We start from the raw sequence: 16781 nt of genomic DNA, 5'->3' as shown, positions 1-16781 counted from the left end.
CGCAATTGCTTCGCAATTACTTACGGGGCAAACGTCCTTGTGGGGGCTCCCAGCCAGCACGTCCATGTGCTGTCGTAAGACCTAAAAACGCATCTCATGCGTTTTTAGGTCTTACCCAATTTTTGGGTTGGATGTTGTGGCGTTTAAACCAGGCTCTTAGTTGGTGATAGGTGAGGCCGAGGGCGTCGGCGGTGGTCTGTTGGTTGCCTTGCTGGCGGCGAAATATTTGGTAAACAACTGCTTGTTCGTACTCGGCGATATGCTGCTGAAAGTCGATTTGTTCAGGTAATTCAAGCTTAGTGTTTCCTTCGGTGCTAGCAGAGGTGCTGCCTGTGTTCGGTTTGCGCAGCGGATCTAGCAAGATGTGTTCAACCGGTTCGCTAGGGTCGTCATTTAGGGCAACACTGCGCTCGATGGTATTTTTAAGCTCGCGAATATTGCCCGGCCAATGCCAGTCCATAAGCTGTTCCATGGCAGTGGAGGAGAAGCCACTAAACTGTTCGTGACCAAGCTCAATGGCCATCTTCATGGCAAAATGATCAGCGAGGTCGGGAATATCGTCTTTACGCTCGCGCAGTGGTGGCACATGAATCACGGCGAAGGTTAAGCGATCAATTAAATCTGCTCTAAATCTGCCTTCATCCATGGCTTGCTCTAGATTTTCATTGGTCGAGGTGATTAGACGCACGTCTACGCTACGGGCTTGTTGACCACCTAGGCGTGTGAGTTCGCCATATTCAATAACGCGTAAGAGCTTTTCTTGTACTCTTGCATCCATCGTGCCTAGTTCATCCAACAACAAGCTGCCACCATGAGCGCGCTCAAATACGCCAGCGCGCGATTTTGTGGCGCCGGTAAAGGCACCACTGTCGTGGCCAAATAGCTCTGCATCTAATAGATTTTCGCTAAAGGCTGCACAGTTAAGCTTGATAAACTCTTCATCCCAGCGTTGTGATAAAAAGTGCAGGCGCTCTGCAATGAGCTCTTTACCTGTGCCTCGCTCGCCAAGAATCATCACGGGGCGATTAATCGGCGCTAACCGGGTGACTTGCTCAAGCGTTTCGCTCAGCGCTAAGCTGTGGCCAATCATCCTTTGTTCTTGCTTCATAGTGCGATGCTTTTTAACTGGTAGGTTCAGCTATTTTTAGTCAAATCGACTAATTGGTCAAATTGAATATGGGCTCGTTAAGTATGTGGAATATGAGTAAGGTGCGCTAAACCCCTCATAATTTCTGGGTTTGACAGGTTTTTTGGGATGATAAATAAAAACTGGCACGCCTTTCGCAAAGATGTGATTGTCGGAGCTACTCATTATGTTGATTTAACGAGCTGGTGCCGAACGAGTCCAACACAACATTGAACATTGGAGGTCCAAAATGGGCATCTTTTCTCGCTTAACTGATATTGTAAATTCGAACTTGACGGCGTTGCTCGATAAAGCAGAAGACCCGCAAAAAATGATCCGCATGATCATTCAAGAGATGGAAGAAACCTTGGTAGAGGTGCGCTCTAGCTCGGCTCGCTTGCTTGCCGACCGCAAAGCAATCGTGCGCCGCATCGATCGTTTGCAAGCTGAAAGTGATGATTGGCAAGCAAAAGCTAAGCTAGCACTTGAACGTGATCGTGAAGATCTTGCACGCGCTGCCATTGCTGAGCAGCAGTTATTGCAAGATGAACTGGAAGCAGCACAAAAAGACATGAAAGATGTCGATGATCATTTGGCATCTCTTGATGAAGAGATCCGCCAGCTGCAAACTAAGTTAGATGATGCACGTGCCAAGCAAAAATCATTGGTACGTCGTGTTAATTCAGTGCAGCATAAGGCGGAAGTGCGTCGCCAGACGAATCGCGATGCACTAGAGCGAGCCTTCGAGCGTTTTGATCATTACGAGCGTCGTATTGATCGAATGGAAGGTGAAATTGAAGCACAAGACCTGGGTCGATCTGAGCGCTCGACACTTGAACAAGAGTTTGCTGATTTGCAAAACAAAGATCGAGTGGATGAGCAGCTGGCCAAAATGAAATCGGAAATTAAAAAGGATAGTTGATCATGAGCGTGTTCGTTTGGCTGTTACTGTTTGTACCCTTGGTGATATTTGTCGCCTTCGTACTGCCGATACTTATCGTGATGCACTACGTAGTGAAGCCAAAACAAGCAGCCAAGCAGCGCGCCACGGCTCAATCGGAAGAGCTCGGTGCGCTCTACCAGCAAATTGATCGTATGGCCGAGAGAATGCTGGTTATTGAAGAACTTTTAGATGATCGTGACTCGCATTGGCGAGAGGAGCGCTAAGATGAACAGGTATCGAAATAATTGTCGCCAGCATGAGCTGTATCGTAGTAGTGAAGATAAGGTTGTGGCTGGTGTGTGTGGTGGCTTGGCAAAACACTTTGATGTGCCAAGTAGTTGGCTAAGGCTTGCAGCTGTGGTGGCTTTCCTAATTTTTAACGGGCTGGCGATCATTGCCTATATTATTATGGCAGTGGTTATGCGCAAGCCGGTAGAGAAGACAGAACCGACCAAGCAAAAGAGTGACACAGTATATTCGCGTTCGGCTGAGGCAGCTAAAGCGCGATTGGCGGACATTGATGATCGGCTTGCTAACGTTGAGCGTTATGTCACTTCAAATCGATTTCGTCTACAGAAGCAGTTCGACGAACTTCGTTAATTGAACGCCGGGGAAACCCGGCCCCACTCAAATAGCTAGGGAGGTTACGATGGGTGTGTTTGAAATGGTGGTGTTGATTGTGGCGATTGCAGTCGGCGCTGGGGTTGCTGAAACCTGGATGAAAACCCGTAGTAAACAGCAGAAGGGTAAAGTGGACGAGGCACTAGAGGCTAAAGTTCAGGCACTTGAAGATAGGGTGCAGGTATTGGAAGAGTTGGTCACCGATGGTAAGCACCGACTGAGAGCAGAATTCGACGCATTGAAATAAAAAATACCGGCAGAGCGCCGGTATTTTTTTACTTACTAAACTAGCTTAATCAAGCTAATCAGTCGCGAGCCATCTTAAACAGCCTCTGGGGTTACCTCAGCCTCGAACTCCGCAGGTTTTGCCTTAAGCGTGTGAACGCGGCGGCTATCGGCTTTTTTCACTTCAAATAACCAGCCACCAAGCACAACTTTTTCGCCTCGTTGCGGCATATGGCCAACCGCTTGCACCACCAAGCCGCCAATAGTGTCGAACTCTTCATCAGACAACTCGATATGTAGCCGTTCGTTGAGCTCTTCAATTGGTGTGAGGGCATGGATTAACCAGGTGCCGTCTTCCATGCGATTACATAGCTCTTCGCTCTCGTCGTGCTCATCTTCAATCTCGCCAACAATCTCTTCGAGAACATCTTCAATGGTCACAAGGCCAGAGATTGCACCATACTCGTCTACCACAACCGCTAAGTGATTGCGGTTGCGGCGAAACTCACGTAGCAGCGTGTTCAGGCGTTTGCTTTCTGGCACGAAGAAGGGTGGTCGCACAATCGAGGCGATGTCGGCATTTGCCATTGCCATATCAAAGTTATGCGTATGTAGCAGGCTTAGGATGTCCTTTGCCAAAATCACGCCTTCTACCTTGTCGGTGTCGCTATTTAACAGTGGAAACCGAGAGTGCGCACTTTCAATCAAAATAGGCAGCATTTCTTCAATGCTCTGCTTCTGATTGAGGAATACAACTTGCAAACGTGGAATCATAATGTCGCGTACATGCAAGTCAGCTACTTCAATGGCGCCCTCAATGATTCCGAGCGTTTCATCCGTGATGACTTTTTCATCCGTTGCCTTGCGCGCAATGTCAATGAGTGCTTCTTGATCATTAGGGGCGTTGTTTGAGAACAAATCGCCCACGCGCTCTAGTAAAGACTTCCGTTCAGATGAACTCTGTCGATCTTCGCTCATAGTTTTTCAACAAAGTAAGGATCTGATATACCAAAGGTCGCAAGTATCTTGCGCTCTATGGCCTCCATCTCCTCAGCTTCCTCCGCATCAATATGGTCGTAGCCTAATAAATGTAAGGTGCCATGAATAATCATGTGCGCCCAATGGTCGTGTAAGTGTTTATTCTGCGCTTGCGCTTCTTCGCTTACCACTTCAGCGCAAACAAACAAGTCTCCCAGTTCATCGAACATTTCCACTGGCAACCCAGGTGGGGCCTCCGCAGGAAAGCTCAATACATTGGTTGCTTTGTCTTTCGCCCGGTAATCACGATTTAACACGCGAATCTCGTCGGCACTAAGAATCTGTACAGCAATGTCGCCATTGCGTTGCTGGTCGTTTAGTACGGCCGAGATCCATTGTTCAATTTGCGTATCTGACGGCAATTCGTCAAGCGAAATTTGTCGCTCGATGTAGACTTGGCTCATCGGTTACTCACTTGCATCGTAGGCATCAATAATGCGCTGTACAAGTGGATGGCGCACTACATCTTTTGAACCAAAATGAGTAAAACTAATGCCTTCAACATTACTCAGTACATCGATGGCATGTTTTAACCCAGATTGCTGACCTCGCGGTAAATCAACTTGCGACGGGTCACCAGTGATGACGGCTGTTGAACCAAAGCCAATACGGGTGAGGAACATCTTCATCTGTTCTCGAGTAGTGTTTTGTGACTCATCCAGAATAATAAACGAGTGGCTTAGCGTGCGACCGCGCATATATGCCAACGGGGCAACTTCAATAACGTTGCGCTCAATCATGCGGTCTACTTTTTCAAATCCAAGCATTTCATAGAGCGCGTCGTACAATGGGCGCAGATATGGGTCGACTTTTTGGCTTAAATCGCCAGGTAAAAAACCTAACTTTTCGCCAGCCTCAACGGCGGGGCGTACTAAGAGTATGCGCTGCACTTCGTCGCGCGTTAAGGCTTGCACTGCTGCAGCAACGGCTAAAAATGTTTTACCAGTACCTGCAGGTCCAACGCCGAAGTTGATGTCGTGATTCACAACTCGGTGAACGTAGCGTTTTTGGTTTGGGCCGCGTGGGCGAACCAGTAGCTTGGGTGTTTGCACCACATACAACTGATCGTCGTGCAGGATATCATCGTCATCGGCGCTAGGTTGCTGCTGCACTTCTCGCATGGCATCTACGCTCGCTTGTTGAAGTGCCAAATGTACATCATCAGGCGTGAGTTCATTACCTTCTGCCGTGGCTGCATAGAGCGTCTTTAGCAGTTGCTCAGCGGCGGCAACAAAACTTGCCTCGCCTTTTACTTCAAACTCATTTCCGCGATTGAGAATGCGTACATTTAATCGCTCGGCTATGAGTTTTAGATTGTCATTGGCTAAGCCACACAAGCTTGCTAAACGCCCCGGGTGGCTTGGCTCAACGGTAAAAGTCGTGCTTTCAATAATGCTGGAATTCACCAATACCTGCCTTGTTAATATGCGAGTTCTTCGTTTACCAGTTCTCCGCGTAGGCTATTGGCGTACGCGTTGGTAATACGAACTTGTACGAACTTACCGATTAAATCGTCGTTATCGCAAGCAAAATAAGTACTGCGATTGTTTTCCGTGCGACCATTCAAGTCTTTTACATCCCGATCATTGCGGTGTGTCACTAGAACGGTTTGAATGCTGCCAACCATGCTCTCGGCAATGCGACGAGCTTGTTGCTGAATACGGGTTTGCAAAATTTGCAATCGCTGTTTTTTTACATCTTCTGGTGTTTCATCTGCAAGTGCTGATGCTGGCGTGCCCGGGCGCGCAGAGTAAACAAAACTGAAAGAGTGGTCGAAGTCCACTTCCGCAATGAGGTTCATGGTATCTTCAAAATCTTGTTCGGTTTCACCTGGGAAGCCAACGATAAAGTCGCTAGATAGGCTAATGCCTGGGCGTGCCGCTTTAATGCGATTAATTTTATCTAGGTATTCAGCAGCCGTATGCCCGCGCTTCATTGCCTTGAGGATGTTGTCTGAACCACTTTGCACTGGCAGGTGTAAATGAGCCACTAGCTCAGGAACGTCGCGGAAAGCATCAATTAGGCTGTCGGTAAACTCAACTGGGTGTGAGGTGGTAAATCGAATGCGGTCGATGCCATCGACTTGCGCCGCAACAGTAATCAAGTCTGCTAGGTCCACTTCGTTGCCATCTTCGTCTAAGCCGCGGTAGGCGTTAACGTTTTGACCCAAGAAGTTAATTTCCCGAACCCCTTTGTTGGCAAGGTGAACCACTTCTTCTAGCACATCTTCAAACGGGCGGCTCACCTCTTCGCCACGCGTATAAGGTACCACGCAGAATGTGCAGTATTTTGAGCAGCCTTCCATCACCGAAACGAACGCGGTGACACCCTCTACGCGTGCAGGTGGTAGGTGGTCGAATTTTTCAATTTCGGGAAAGGTAACATCTATGGCTGCCACCTGGCCTTTGCCGCCGCTCGTACCAATTAACGTATCTGATTTGTTCAACAATTCTGGCACGCGGTGCAGCGTTTGTGGGCCAAAGATAACATCTACATAGGGCGCGCGCTCACTAATTGCTGCGCCTTCTTGTGACGCAACACAGCCACCAACGCCGATTTTCAGATTAGGGTTCTTTTCTTTCAGTGCCTTCCAGCGACCCAATTGGTGGAAGACTTTTTCTTGTGCTTTTTCACGAATTGAGCAGGTATTAAGCAGCAATACGTCTGCTTCTTCAGCATTTGTTGTTAACTCTAACCCTTGCTCCGAATTCAACAGGTCAGCGATGCGATCCGAATCGTATTCGTTCATCTGACAACCATGTGTTTGAATAAACAGCTTTTTACCCATGCTGACGATACTCTACTCGCTAAATCAAAGGAGCCGAATTGTACTGAATGCGCTGCGACTATTCGATAGCTGATTGGATAAATTTCAAGCAACCTGTGTATTTGTTCATTGAAAAAGGAGCGATGTGAGTGGCTTGTCGATAAATTGACGGTTTTTGCGTCAATAAATAGCTTAGGTAATCGAACTGTAAGCAAATGTTATTGGCTAGAGAGTCAGTAGAGAGTTGGCACTATTCTTAATGGCATCAGTATGCTTAAAGAGTGTTCTATGCGCCTAGTGCTCTACATCTCATTCGGATTGGTAGCTTTGCTAACGATAGTGTTGGCTGGAGGGGCACCTGTGCTGAAATTAGCGCAGATGTCTAATGAGCACGTAGCGGATGTTGCCAAGTCGACCAAATTGACTGCTCAGCCGCCACGCTTAACGCTACGTTCGTCTACCGAATCAGCAGTTGCGCCGGCTGAGGTTGTTGCGAGCGCAGCGAACCGTTTAGATAACACAATTGATATGCTCACCCAGAAGCCATCAGACGCAGACATTGTGGAAACAGGGTTTGGCAAAATGTTGGTGCTAGGAGATGGTGGTCAAACGGTTGTTGTCGCGCGCATGCAAAACGGCCAAGTGGTTGTGGAGGAATACTGATGTTGCGTCGAATCGCTCTATTGCTAACTTTGTTGTCAATTATTTTCAATGCGCCAGTGCATGCCGAAGCGATTGCTGGCAAGGGTGGGGTAGTTGTTCTGCAATATGGTGAGGGCTTCTCTGGTGAACTGGGTGCCAAACGAGCCGATGTGTTTCGCCGTGCCGCCCGTGTTTGGGCTGATAAGCTAGTCATAAGCGAGCCGGTTGTTGTGCAAGTTGATTTCTCTGCACTGGAATGTAGCAACTCTGGTGCGGTACTGGGTTCGGCTGGTCCGTTTAGTTACAAGATGGATTTTGAAGGTGCGCCACAGGCAATGACCTGGTACCCAATTGCCCTAGCCAATCAGTTAGCAGGTAAAGATTTAGTCCCAGGTGCAGTGGATATTCGGGCTCGCTTCAATGCCAGTATCGATAATGGCTGTTTTAATGGTAATACTTGGTATTACGGTGAAGGCGAGCCACCAAATGGCCAGTTTGCTTTGTTCCAAACGGTTTTACACGAGCTGGCCCATGGCTTTGGTTTCACTACGGTGCTCGATCTAGGTAATGGTCATATTGCCGCAGGCGGTGCAGATCATTATGTTCGCCACATTAGCGATTTTTCAGGCCAAAACTTGGCAGCGATGTCGCCGCAGCAAAGAGTGCAGGCTGTTAAAAGCGATGCGCTCTATTGGCATGGTCGTTTGGCAACTGCGCGTGCACTTGCTGTGTCGGGTCAATCGAAAGTTGCGATGCATGCTCCTGCGCAAGTTCGCAGTGGGTCGTCGTTAAGTCACTTTTCTTCCAGCAAGGTAAATGCCGCTGCACCAGAAGAAACCATGCAGCCGTTTTATATGCGTGAATCAACCCCTTGGCTTGCTGATGCTGCGCTCGCAGATATGGGATGGGGAGTTGTTTGGCAAAACGAGTATGTGGAGTTGCGACCAAGTTCTGCCAACGCAGCGCCTGGCCAGCAGATGTCGGTACAAATGACAATCTCTCGAGCAAAAGCGCTGCAGGCAGGTATCACTGCCATTCGTGTCATCCAGTCATCGGGTGTTCTGGTCATGCCTAGCCAATGTGTGACAGAGTCGGCGCGTCGTGGTTATTGTGATCTGTACGCACTGGGCGAAGCTGACGAAGTTAGTCTGCCATTAACCATTACGCAATCGAGTGCAGGGTCGGTGGCAATTTCCATCGAGTTGCTTGAGGCAAATGAGCAAGCTCGCGCATCGGGTGATGGTGCGGTGGTAGATGGTTTGTCGATGACATTAAATTTTGTTAAGCCGCAAGTGGCTGCTCCAGAAAAGGCAGCTGGCGCTATGCCAGTGTGGTTAATCTTTGTGCTATTATCTGGTCTTACATTTGTAAGAAAGCCGAGGAAAGCACACTAAAAAGAATGCTGGTGTGCAAACAAATTACCTATGGAAAATCAAAAAGATAGTCGCCATTTGGTCCTACTAATGCTGGCAGCGCTAGTGCTGGCGCTGATATTTTTAATCTGGTCGGGTCGACAAGTGCCGGTTTCTGATGGTTGGGCCGATGCGCCAGTTGTCACGGTGACGCCGACGAGTGCGCCAACGCCGATGCCGACCTTGGTGCCTACTCCTGCAGCCAAACCATCGCCAACGCCACTGCCGTATGCTTACTTGGAAAGTGATAGCAAAACAAAGTTTGTTGAGCAGCTGTTGCCACTTGTTCGTGCTGAAAACCAACGTATTTTGGCCGATAGGTCCCGAGCGCAGTCGCTGTTAGCACAAGAAGCTTGGCGAGATGAATGGCTATTATCACAGCTCGAGCTATATCGTGCAGAAGTACCGGAAGAACTTTTGACTGAGTTGCGTGAGTTACCAGACGGCGCGGATGTGTCGGCTGCTAAGCATGCGCTGTTAATTGAAGCCGGAGAGCGTCTGCTTGTTCGCATGGACATTGTGCCACCGTCGTTAGCATTGGCTCAATCAGCAAACGAAAGCGCATGGGGGCGTTCACGCTTCGCTGAAGAGGGTAATAACTATTTTGGTCAATGGTGCTTTAGCGAAGGCTGTGGCATCGTGCCAACTGGTCGCCCAGAAGGTGAGGTTTATGAAGTGAAAAGCTTCGACTCCGTTGCTGATTCGGTCAGTGGTTACATCCTAAACTTGAATCGCCACTGGGCGTATGACCGTCTTCGTGAGCTACGTGCTCAGCAGCGGCGCCTAGGTGAAACCATCACGGGTATCCATCTTGCTGGTGGCTTAGAAAAGTACTCTGCTAGAGGCGTAGAATACATCGATGAACTGCGCGATATGATTTGGGTAAACGATTTCGACGAGCTCGACTAAACGGCCCTTCTCGATGTGCTGCATCCCCGATTGTTGTACGGGTTTCCATGTCCGCACCGCAGATAATTATGTCCGCAAAAATGGCTGCGCCATTATTTACGGACCTACGCTTCGATTATTGTACGGACTTACATGTCCGCAAAAATGGCTGCGCCATTATTTACGGACCTACCCTATTTACGGCCTATCCCGATTGTAGGTCCGTAAGTCGTTCGCGCAGCGGATGCTTGCGGACATTTCAGCCAAAAACGATTAATAATCTGGAAAAACGCCATCTCGGTGGCCTAAATAAGGCTGACTATACCAATAGAAACGTCCTGCGCTTGCTGGGGCTGTGCAGTTGATTCGGTGTCGGCCATATTGCCCGCCCGCTTCAATCGTCAGGCTAGCACTGTTGTCCTGCCAGCTAGGCTTCAATGTTTCCCCTTCAAAAAAGCACTGCAGGTAGCCTTTGTAGAACGGAACCGATTCCGCAAAAGGAAGGGTGATGCTCAGGGTTTGTCCTTCTGCAACAATAGGGTCAGTGCTTGGCCATTGGCTAAATGGAAACGGACGGCTAAGTAGCTTGTTGCGCAGTGTATTGGTATTGGCATAAATACCAGCAGCAGGGAATCGAGGAATTGCTAGCCAGTCTGTATTCGTGCCAACGGCGCCAGAGTGTTGTCCAAATGCTGTGTAGCCGCGCTCTGCTAGGGCTTCTGTAAGTGCTGTATTGTATTCGCCATAGGGATAGGCCAGGTAGCGTGGTAATTCGCCTAACTCTTGCTCTAAGCGTGTTTGCGCCTCTTCAATAGTTGCTAGTGAGTTGGCTAGCCAGTCTGCGCCTTTGAACTGATCATGCACTAAGTGTTTATGGTTACTGGTGTGATTTAAAATGCGCACGCCAGCGTTATGCAGTGTACGAAGGGTGTCCCAAGACATACTGCTGCTTCGGCCTTGATCCACTGGCTGAGTGTTGACAAAAATTGCGTATGGCCAGTCTCTTGCTGCCAGCATCGGATGGGCGTTTTGGTAAATGTTTTGCCAGGCATCGTCGAAGGTAATGGCCACAGCACGTTCTGGTACCGCGTCACCGCGCTTCATGGCTTCAATATGGTCGACAAGGTCAACGACGGTAAGCTCAAGTGATTCGATGAGTTCTAGGTGCTGGTTAAACTGCTCTGGGGTAACACTGGTGCTGGCAGGTGTGTCCTCGGCAACATGGTGATACATAAGAATAACTAGCTCGGCTTTAACGCAAGTGCAGAGTAGTAAAGCGAGTGATGCAAAAAAGCGCATAACAATCCTTATAAACAATCATCTGTGAATACGATTTTATGAAATCGTGATAACAATAATCATTGTAACAAGAATTGACAAATCAGGGGGGAGAGAAAATGGCTGGGCTGCTAGGATTCGAACCTAGGAATGCCGATACCAAAAACCGGTGCCTTACCGCTTGGCGACAGCCCAACAAAAGAGCAAAGAAAAGATGGCTGGGCTGCTAGGATTCGAACCTAGGAATGCCGATACCAAAAACCGGTGCCTTACCGCTTGGCGACAGCCCATCCATTGTTGATCGGTGGTAGCTACGACTGGAATTGAACCAGTGACCTCAGCATTATGAGTGCTGCGCTCTAACCAACTGAGCTACGTAGCCCCGACAACGGCTGCGTATCTTACTGAGCTATTTCTCAGTGTCAACACTTTTTTCAAATTATTTAATGAAATCAACAAGTTATTTGAGATCGAGCCGTTATGCGCAGTACTTGCTGCTGTGGTTAACTCGCTACACCAATCTTGTATTGATTCCTTACGCCAGTTCAATGGATCTGGTTTGCTTCAAAGTGCATTAGATAAGCTGCCTAAATAGATCAAATACTATGCAGATGTATAGTTTGATGCCCGTTTATCAAGTAACATAACCAAAATGGTTAGTCTTTTGGTTATGTCTTTGGCTAGCACAAAAAAAAAGGCTCGGTAATATTAACCGAGCCTGTGAGGGGGCTTACTAAAGGATTAGAAGCCCAACCTCTTTTTCGCCTACCGCTGGCAATCCGCCCGCGTACCTTCTACTTAGTTTACTGCTTTCGCTAATTGAACGGCTGCCATAAACGGGCGTTTGCCACCACTAATAAGTGATGTTGGGCGATCAAAACGCAGTGGCGCACCAGTCATGCTACCAGTTAGCGCGCCTGACTCTTGTAGTAATAGGGCAACGCCAAGTGCTTCGTGTTCATCTAAGGTATGTGAAATTGCCGCATCGGCGATGCCTTCTGCTACCAAGCAGTGGTCCAATACCGGATTGCCAGTAATGCGCACACTCGCACCCTGTGCAACGGTTGGTACTGCAAGATTTGTTAACAGCTCATCCAGCTGCACAACACCGCCATTTAGGCTTTCGCGCGATTGCAGACGAATGCGGTGGTCATTCTTCTGCGCGCCACGGCCAGCCGTTGCTGTATATTGCACATCTAAAAACGGGAAGGTAATGCAAACGTGCTGAACTTTGTCGCCAGCCTTTTGATAAATAATTGTTGAGCAGTGGCTGCCGCCACGAGCGAAATCTGCTTCGCCTTGAAGGATGTCGATATACCATGATGAACGAGCTTCGTTTTCAGGCTCGTGCAGTGCTTCAGGGCGGCCAACGACTTCGATGCGTTGATCAGGATAAGCGTTTCGTAATATACGAATGCTGCGGTAAGCCGCATCATCCATCGCCTTGCTGATGATTTGCTTAGGGCTCAATCCTTCGTCATCGGCTTGGGCAAGTTCTTTTCGTAAGTGTTGCAGGCGGTCAGATAAAGCTTCTGCCGCGCGCAGAGCAATAGTCAGCGTCGGGTGCATGGTATCTCAACAAGTTGTTAAACAAGAGCAAATTGCACGCTAGGGTGCAATTAAGAGGGCGTGTATCATACGCACAAACGGTTTAAAGGTTAAGTAAAAATGGAAGCGTTAACAAAAATACGCATAGTGATGGTTGAAACGACGCTCGCAGCGAATATCGGCTCTGCGGCTCGCGCGATGAAAACCATGGGGCTCACTGATTTGGTGCTGATTAACCCTCAGTGCGAGGTGGATCAGCAAGCCTTAGCCATTGCCGCAGGTGCTGAAGAAGTAGTTAAAAATGCCAAGGTGTATTCAACGCTTGCCCAAGGTGTTGCGGATTGCACTCAAGTGATTGGCGCGAGTGCACGCACTCGCAGTTTGCCTTGGCCGGTCGTTGAACCCGATGAGATGGGAGCGCTTGCCGTCAGTGAACCAGGTGCCGTAGCAATTGTGTTAGGGCGCGAGAGTAGCGGTTTGACCAATGAGGAGTTGGCGATATGCACCAAGCACGTGCACATACCGGCTAATCCAGACTACAGTTCACTAAATGTGGCGATGGCGGTGCAAGTGTTAGCTTGGTCTTGTCGCAGGGCGGCATTGGCTGGTGTGGTGCCAGAACCAGCCGATGAGCCATTGGCGACCAACGGGCAAGTTGATGGCTTTTATCAACATTTAGAGAAGGTCTTGGTTGATATCGATTATTTAGACCCCAATAACCCACGCAACCTTATGATAAGGTTGAAGCGATTGTTCGCTCGCACTCAACTTGAGCAGAGTGAAGTGAACATCTTGCGTGGCATACTCGCGCATATCCAGAAAAAACGCTAAGGAGCCAAAATATGTTTAGTCGGCTAAGAGAAGACATCAACTGTGTCTTTGCTCGCGACCCTGCCGCCCGTAATTGGTTTGAAGTGCTAACCAATTACCCTGGCTTGCATGCCTTGTGGATGCATCGTGTGGCACACTGGTTCTATTCATGTCGACTATTTTGGTTCTCGCGCTTAATTTCGAATATCAACCGGTTTTTAACTGGCATTGAAATCCACCCTGGTGCACGAATTGGTCGCCGCTTTTTCATCGACCACGGAATGGGAGTCGTGATTGGTGAAACCGCCGAAATTGGTGATGATGTGACGCTTTACCATGGCGTTACTCTAGGTGGTACCAGCTGGCAAAAAGGCAAGCGCCACCCAACGTTGGAAAATGGCGTTGTGGTCGGGGCTGGTGCCAAGGTGTTAGGGCCGTTTACAGTGCATGAAGGGGCGCGCATCGGCTCCAATGCTGTGGTAACCAAGGAAGTGCCTGCCGGAGCCACCTGTGTGGGTGTGCCTGGTCGTATTATTCTGCCGAAAGACAAAACCAAAGACGCTGAACACAATAAGATGGCGAAGAAGCTCGGCTTCGATGCCTATGGTGTTGCGGATATGCCAGACCCGACGGCGCATGCGATTCGCGCCATGTTGGAGCATATGCACAACGTTGACGAGCGCATCAACCGCATGTGTCAGGCGATGCAGAGCATGAATAATGAGTTCGCCCCAGGTGAAGTTGATCCGCTCAACGACGATGACTTTGCTGAACTGGTGGCGTCAGACAAGCGCAAACGCTCGGGTTGTGACTAGCACTACTTGTTAAGCTTCGGTTGCGGCCATAACCGGGCGAGGTTTTAGCTCGCCCGCTTTGCTCTCGTAGCCTTTACTAACATGGAGTAGTGATAGGCTGCCGTCTTGTGCTTCTAAGATGGTTGAGCAGCTTTCCAACCAGTCACCGTCGTTGCCATAAACAATGCCTTCAATTTCAGCCAACTTGCCTTGGTGGATATGGCCACAAATAATGCCATCCATGCCGCGAGCCTTCGCTCGTGCCACGGCAACTCGTTCAAAGCGCTCGATATAGGTTTGGGCTTTTTTACTCTTCAGTTTGACGGCCGTAGAAATAGACCAATATCTCAAGCCTAGTGATTGGCGTAATGAGGCAACCCAGCGGTTGATCGTAACGGCGCTGTCGTAGCACATATCACCAATTTTGTGCAGAAGGCGGTTGTAGTGCACGTCGCCATCAAAGCAGTCACCATGAACAATTAGCATGCGCTTACCATCGGCAAGGGTGTGCACGTACTCTTGGTAAACTTCAATATGGCCAAGTTGTAGGTTAGCGAGCTCGCGAAAGAAAGGATCGTGGTTGCCAGGAATGTAAACGACTCGGGTGTCGCTCGCAGCAATCTCAAAAAACTTACTCATTACCTTTTGATGTGATGCTGGCCAATGTCCCTTTTTGCTCATTTTCCATAGATCGATGATGTCACCGACGAGAAACAAGGTATCGCAGGTGTGCGTCTCTAAAAAATGCAGCAAGTGATTGGCTTGCGTATTTTTATTACCAAGGTGGGTGTCTGAGATAAAAATGCTGCGCAAATGCTTTTGAGTCATGATCAACCTCCAGTAGCTAATGCTAGTTTTTCGGTTGGGCATGACCTAAATGTTGCATGGCGATGAAACTTTGATGACTTAGTGTAATGGATAATGCTTTCTGCTTTTGCTCGCTTTTTGGTCAGTATTCCTTATAATTCAGTTTCTCTTTCATAATAACCCACCAAATTAGTCGGATTAATACTTGACTAAAATAGTCGGATTTCTATAATTGCAGGCATCTTTGATCGAGGCGCTTGCTATGAGACTGACGACGAAAGGCCGCTATGCCGTTACAGCCATGCTCGACCTAGCCCTGCATGCGCAAAAAGGGCCGGTTAGCTTGTCCGACATTTCTGATCGACAAAATATTTCACTTTCATATTTAGAACAGTTATTCGCTAAGTTGCGCCGAGCGGACTTGGTTTCGAGTGTTCGTGGTCCTGGTGGTGGTTACCTGCTTGGTAAAGGTAGCGACGAGATCTCAGTGGCTGTTGTTGTTGAGGCGGTTAGTGAGTCGATGGATGCGACGCGTTGCCAAGGCAACCATGACTGCCAAAGTGGCGACGTATGTTTAACTCACCACCTTTGGCAAGACTTAAGCGCTCAAATTCGCCAATTTCTTGATGATATTTCGCTCGCCGACTTGGTCAACCGTGCCGACATACAGTCGGTGGTAACCCGCCAAGACAGCTTGCAGCGTATTAAAATCATTGGCAGTGAGGCACCCTAATGTTTCCAACTTATTTTGACTTTGCTGCCACCACACCAGTCGACCCAAAAGTGGCGCAAGCTATGGCTGAGTGCTTAACGTTGGAAGGTACCTTTGCCAACCCAGCTTCGCGCTCGCATATGTTCGGCTGGTTTGCCGAAGAAAAAGTTGAAACGGCGCGCAACCAAGTGGCAGAGCTTGTTGGTGCTGACTCGCGCGAGATTGTTTGGACATCGGGCGCGACAGAAAGCAACAACTTGGCACTCAAGGGCGTGTTTGAAAAACACGGCTTTAGTGGTCATTTGATAACCAGCGCAACCGAACATAAAGCGGTGCTAGATGTCGCGGCTTGGTTAGAAAAACACGGCGTGCATGTGACCTACTTGCTTCCAAATGAGCATGGATTTATCGACGCTGGGCAAGTTGCCGATGCCATTCAAGCCGATACTCGTATGGTTAGCATTATGCATGTTAATAACGAGACGGGCGCGGTAAATGACATACCAGAGATTGGTGCGCTGCTAGCAGATAAAGAGATTATTTTTCACGTTGATGGTGCCCAATCGATCGCCAAGGTAGCAGTCAATGTGGAAGCATTAAAGATAGATTTGCTGAGTATTTCGGCGCATAAATTTTATGGGCCCAAAGGGGTTGGCGCACTGTATGTTCGACGGGCGGTGAAGGAGCAGTTGGTGGCCCAGATTCACGGTGGTGGTCATGAGCGTGGGTTGCGTTCAGGCACACTTGCCACACACCAGCTTGTGGGCATGGGGCTAGCCTGCGAGCTAGCAACAGACGTGATTGCAGAAGGTCAGCGTATTGGGGCATTGCGCGATCAGTTATGGCAAGGCATTCGCGACCTGCCAAATGTGCGCAGCAATGTGGCGCTGCAATATTGCTCACCAAATCATTTAAATGTTTGTTTTTCAGGGGTGGATGGCGAGACGTTACTGTTGGCGTTAAATGAAGTTGCCATCTCTACGGGGTCTGCATGCACCTCGGCATCCGTTGAACCTTCGTATGTATTAAAGGCTATGGGCTTAAGTAACGATGATGCCCATAGCTCGCTAAGAATATCGCTCGGTCGCTTTACCACTGAGGGCGAGGTAAAAGCGGCTGTGGCACATATCAAAAAGACTGTGAAAGCGTTGCAAAGCGCTGCCTAAATTA

The 16781-nt window shown here is 48.8% G+C and carries 19 protein-coding genes and 3 tRNA genes; 11 read left to right on the top strand and 11 right to left on the bottom strand.

Annotation, left to right across the window (positions count from 1 at the left end; translation table 11 throughout):
- Positions 1 to 94: 94 nt before the first annotated feature.
- Complete coding sequence (locus DUW71_RS06025) at positions 95 to 1108, bottom strand: sigma 54-interacting transcriptional regulator (protein ID WP_119394341.1); 1014 nt, start codon at positions 1106 to 1108, stop codon at positions 95 to 97.
- Between the two features lie 268 nt (positions 1109 to 1376).
- On the opposite strand from DUW71_RS06025, the gene pspA reads away from it, so the two are divergent.
- The 4 genes from pspA to DUW71_RS06005 are packed head-to-tail and all read left to right on the top strand — an operon-like array spanning position 1377 to position 2937.
- Positions 1377 to 2048, top strand: coding sequence for a phage shock protein PspA (gene pspA / locus DUW71_RS06020; RefSeq protein WP_119394340.1), 672 nt, complete (start codon positions 1377 to 1379; stop codon positions 2046 to 2048).
- A gap of 2 nt (positions 2049 to 2050) precedes the next feature.
- Positions 2051 to 2293, top strand: coding sequence for an envelope stress response membrane protein PspB (pspB, locus tag DUW71_RS06015; protein ID WP_119394339.1), 243 nt, complete (start codon positions 2051 to 2053; stop codon positions 2291 to 2293).
- Between the two features lies 1 nt (position 2294).
- A complete protein-coding gene (locus DUW71_RS06010) occupies positions 2295 to 2669 on the top strand; it encodes a PspC domain-containing protein (RefSeq protein ID WP_158583896.1) in 375 nt (124 codons plus the stop codon).
- Between the two features lie 49 nt (positions 2670 to 2718).
- On the top strand, positions 2719 to 2937 hold the full coding sequence (locus DUW71_RS06005) for a hypothetical protein (RefSeq protein ID WP_119394337.1): 219 nt from the start codon (positions 2719 to 2721) through the stop codon (positions 2935 to 2937).
- Positions 2938 to 3011: 74 nt separating this feature from the next.
- Here DUW71_RS06005 and DUW71_RS06000 read toward each other — a convergent pair whose 3' ends face one another.
- Genes DUW71_RS06000 through miaB form a run of 4 tightly spaced genes read right to left on the bottom strand, consistent with a single transcriptional unit; the run spans position 3012 to position 6741 of the window.
- The gene (locus DUW71_RS06000; RefSeq protein WP_119394336.1) at positions 3012 to 3893 is read right to left on the bottom strand and encodes an HlyC/CorC family transporter; all 882 of its coding nucleotides are present in this window, start codon (positions 3891 to 3893) and stop codon (positions 3012 to 3014) included.
- Positions 3890 to 4357, bottom strand: coding sequence for an rRNA maturation RNase YbeY (gene ybeY / locus DUW71_RS05995; protein ID WP_119394335.1), 468 nt, complete (start codon positions 4355 to 4357; stop codon positions 3890 to 3892). Before ybeY ends, DUW71_RS06000 begins: the two co-directional genes overlap by 4 nt.
- 3 nt (positions 4358 to 4360) lie before the next feature.
- The gene (locus DUW71_RS05990) at positions 4361 to 5359 is read right to left on the bottom strand and encodes a PhoH family protein (RefSeq protein ID WP_199671162.1); all 999 of its coding nucleotides are present in this window, start codon (positions 5357 to 5359) and stop codon (positions 4361 to 4363) included.
- A 14-nt stretch (positions 5360 to 5373) separates the two neighbouring features.
- Positions 5374 to 6741, bottom strand: coding sequence for a tRNA (N6-isopentenyl adenosine(37)-C2)-methylthiotransferase MiaB (gene miaB / locus DUW71_RS05985; protein ID WP_119394333.1), 1368 nt, complete (start codon positions 6739 to 6741; stop codon positions 5374 to 5376).
- A gap of 339 nt (positions 6742 to 7080) precedes the next feature.
- Between miaB and DUW71_RS05980 the strand changes: the two genes are divergently transcribed.
- From DUW71_RS05980 to DUW71_RS05970, 3 genes are read left to right on the top strand one after another with little or no spacing between them, the layout of a single operon-like run.
- Entirely contained in the window at positions 7081 to 7383 is a 303-nt protein-coding gene (locus DUW71_RS05980) for a hypothetical protein (RefSeq protein ID WP_158583895.1), read from the top strand.
- Positions 7383 to 8756 (top strand): hypothetical protein, encoded by a 1374-nt coding sequence (locus DUW71_RS05975; protein WP_119394331.1) that lies wholly within the window; start codon positions 7383 to 7385, stop codon positions 8754 to 8756. The genes DUW71_RS05980 and DUW71_RS05975 overlap by 1 nt, the downstream gene beginning before the upstream one ends.
- Before the next feature lie 30 nt (positions 8757 to 8786).
- Positions 8787 to 9683: a glucosaminidase domain-containing protein gene (locus DUW71_RS05970; RefSeq protein ID WP_199671161.1), complete on the top strand. Its 897-nt coding sequence runs from the start codon at positions 8787 to 8789 to the stop codon at positions 9681 to 9683.
- A gap of 252 nt (positions 9684 to 9935) precedes the next feature.
- Here DUW71_RS05970 and DUW71_RS05965 read toward each other — a convergent pair whose 3' ends face one another.
- The 5 genes from DUW71_RS05965 to DUW71_RS05940 all read right to left on the bottom strand — a co-directional run bounded on the left by DUW71_RS05965 (position 9936) and on the right by DUW71_RS05940 (position 12509).
- Positions 9936 to 10961: a polysaccharide deacetylase family protein gene (locus DUW71_RS05965; RefSeq protein ID WP_119394330.1), complete on the bottom strand. Its 1026-nt coding sequence runs from the start codon at positions 10959 to 10961 to the stop codon at positions 9936 to 9938.
- A gap of 99 nt (positions 10962 to 11060) precedes the next feature.
- Positions 11061 to 11135: transfer RNA gene (locus DUW71_RS05960), tRNA-Gln, on the bottom strand.
- 20 nt (positions 11136 to 11155) lie between these two features.
- Positions 11156 to 11230: transfer RNA gene (locus DUW71_RS05955), tRNA-Gln, on the bottom strand.
- Between the two features lie 15 nt (positions 11231 to 11245).
- Positions 11246 to 11322, bottom strand: a tRNA-Met gene (locus tag DUW71_RS05950).
- Between the two features lie 416 nt (positions 11323 to 11738).
- Positions 11739 to 12509 carry an inositol monophosphatase family protein gene (locus tag DUW71_RS05940; RefSeq protein WP_119394328.1) on the bottom strand — a complete coding sequence of 257 codons (771 nt, stop codon included), beginning with the start codon at positions 12507 to 12509 and terminating at the stop codon, positions 11739 to 11741.
- Between the two features lie 99 nt (positions 12510 to 12608).
- Between DUW71_RS05940 and DUW71_RS05935 the strand changes: the two genes are divergently transcribed.
- Both DUW71_RS05935 and cysE read left to right on the top strand, forming a co-directional pair.
- The gene (locus DUW71_RS05935) at positions 12609 to 13319 is read left to right on the top strand and encodes an RNA methyltransferase (RefSeq protein ID WP_119394327.1); all 711 of its coding nucleotides are present in this window, start codon (positions 12609 to 12611) and stop codon (positions 13317 to 13319) included.
- 11 nt (positions 13320 to 13330) lie between these two features.
- Positions 13331 to 14113, top strand: a complete 783-nt coding sequence (cysE, locus tag DUW71_RS05930) for a serine O-acetyltransferase (protein WP_119394326.1) — start codon at positions 13331 to 13333, stop codon at positions 14111 to 14113.
- A 9-nt stretch (positions 14114 to 14122) separates the two neighbouring features.
- Here the strand turns inward: cysE and DUW71_RS05925 are convergent, their stop codons facing one another.
- Entirely contained in the window at positions 14123 to 14920 is a 798-nt protein-coding gene (locus DUW71_RS05925; RefSeq protein WP_158583894.1) for a UDP-2,3-diacylglucosamine diphosphatase, read from the bottom strand.
- 241 nt (positions 14921 to 15161) lie between these two features.
- Here DUW71_RS05925 and iscR point away from each other — a divergent pair, with 241 nt between their 5' ends.
- Complete coding sequence (gene iscR, locus DUW71_RS05920) at positions 15162 to 15632, top strand: Fe-S cluster assembly transcriptional regulator IscR (RefSeq protein WP_119394324.1); 471 nt, start codon at positions 15162 to 15164, stop codon at positions 15630 to 15632.
- The gene (locus DUW71_RS05915) at positions 15632 to 16777 is read left to right on the top strand and encodes an aminotransferase class V-fold PLP-dependent enzyme (protein ID WP_119394323.1); all 1146 of its coding nucleotides are present in this window, start codon (positions 15632 to 15634) and stop codon (positions 16775 to 16777) included. Before iscR ends, DUW71_RS05915 begins: the two co-directional genes overlap by 1 nt.
- Positions 16778 to 16781 lie beyond the last annotated feature (4 nt).

The organism is Salinibius halmophilus, from assembly GCF_003577475.1.
Lineage (GTDB): Bacteria > Pseudomonadota > Gammaproteobacteria > Pseudomonadales > Natronospirillaceae > Salinibius > Salinibius halmophilus.
The sequence above is the reverse complement of the archived record's forward strand: the minus strand, read 5'-3'. Positions and strand labels throughout refer to the sequence as shown.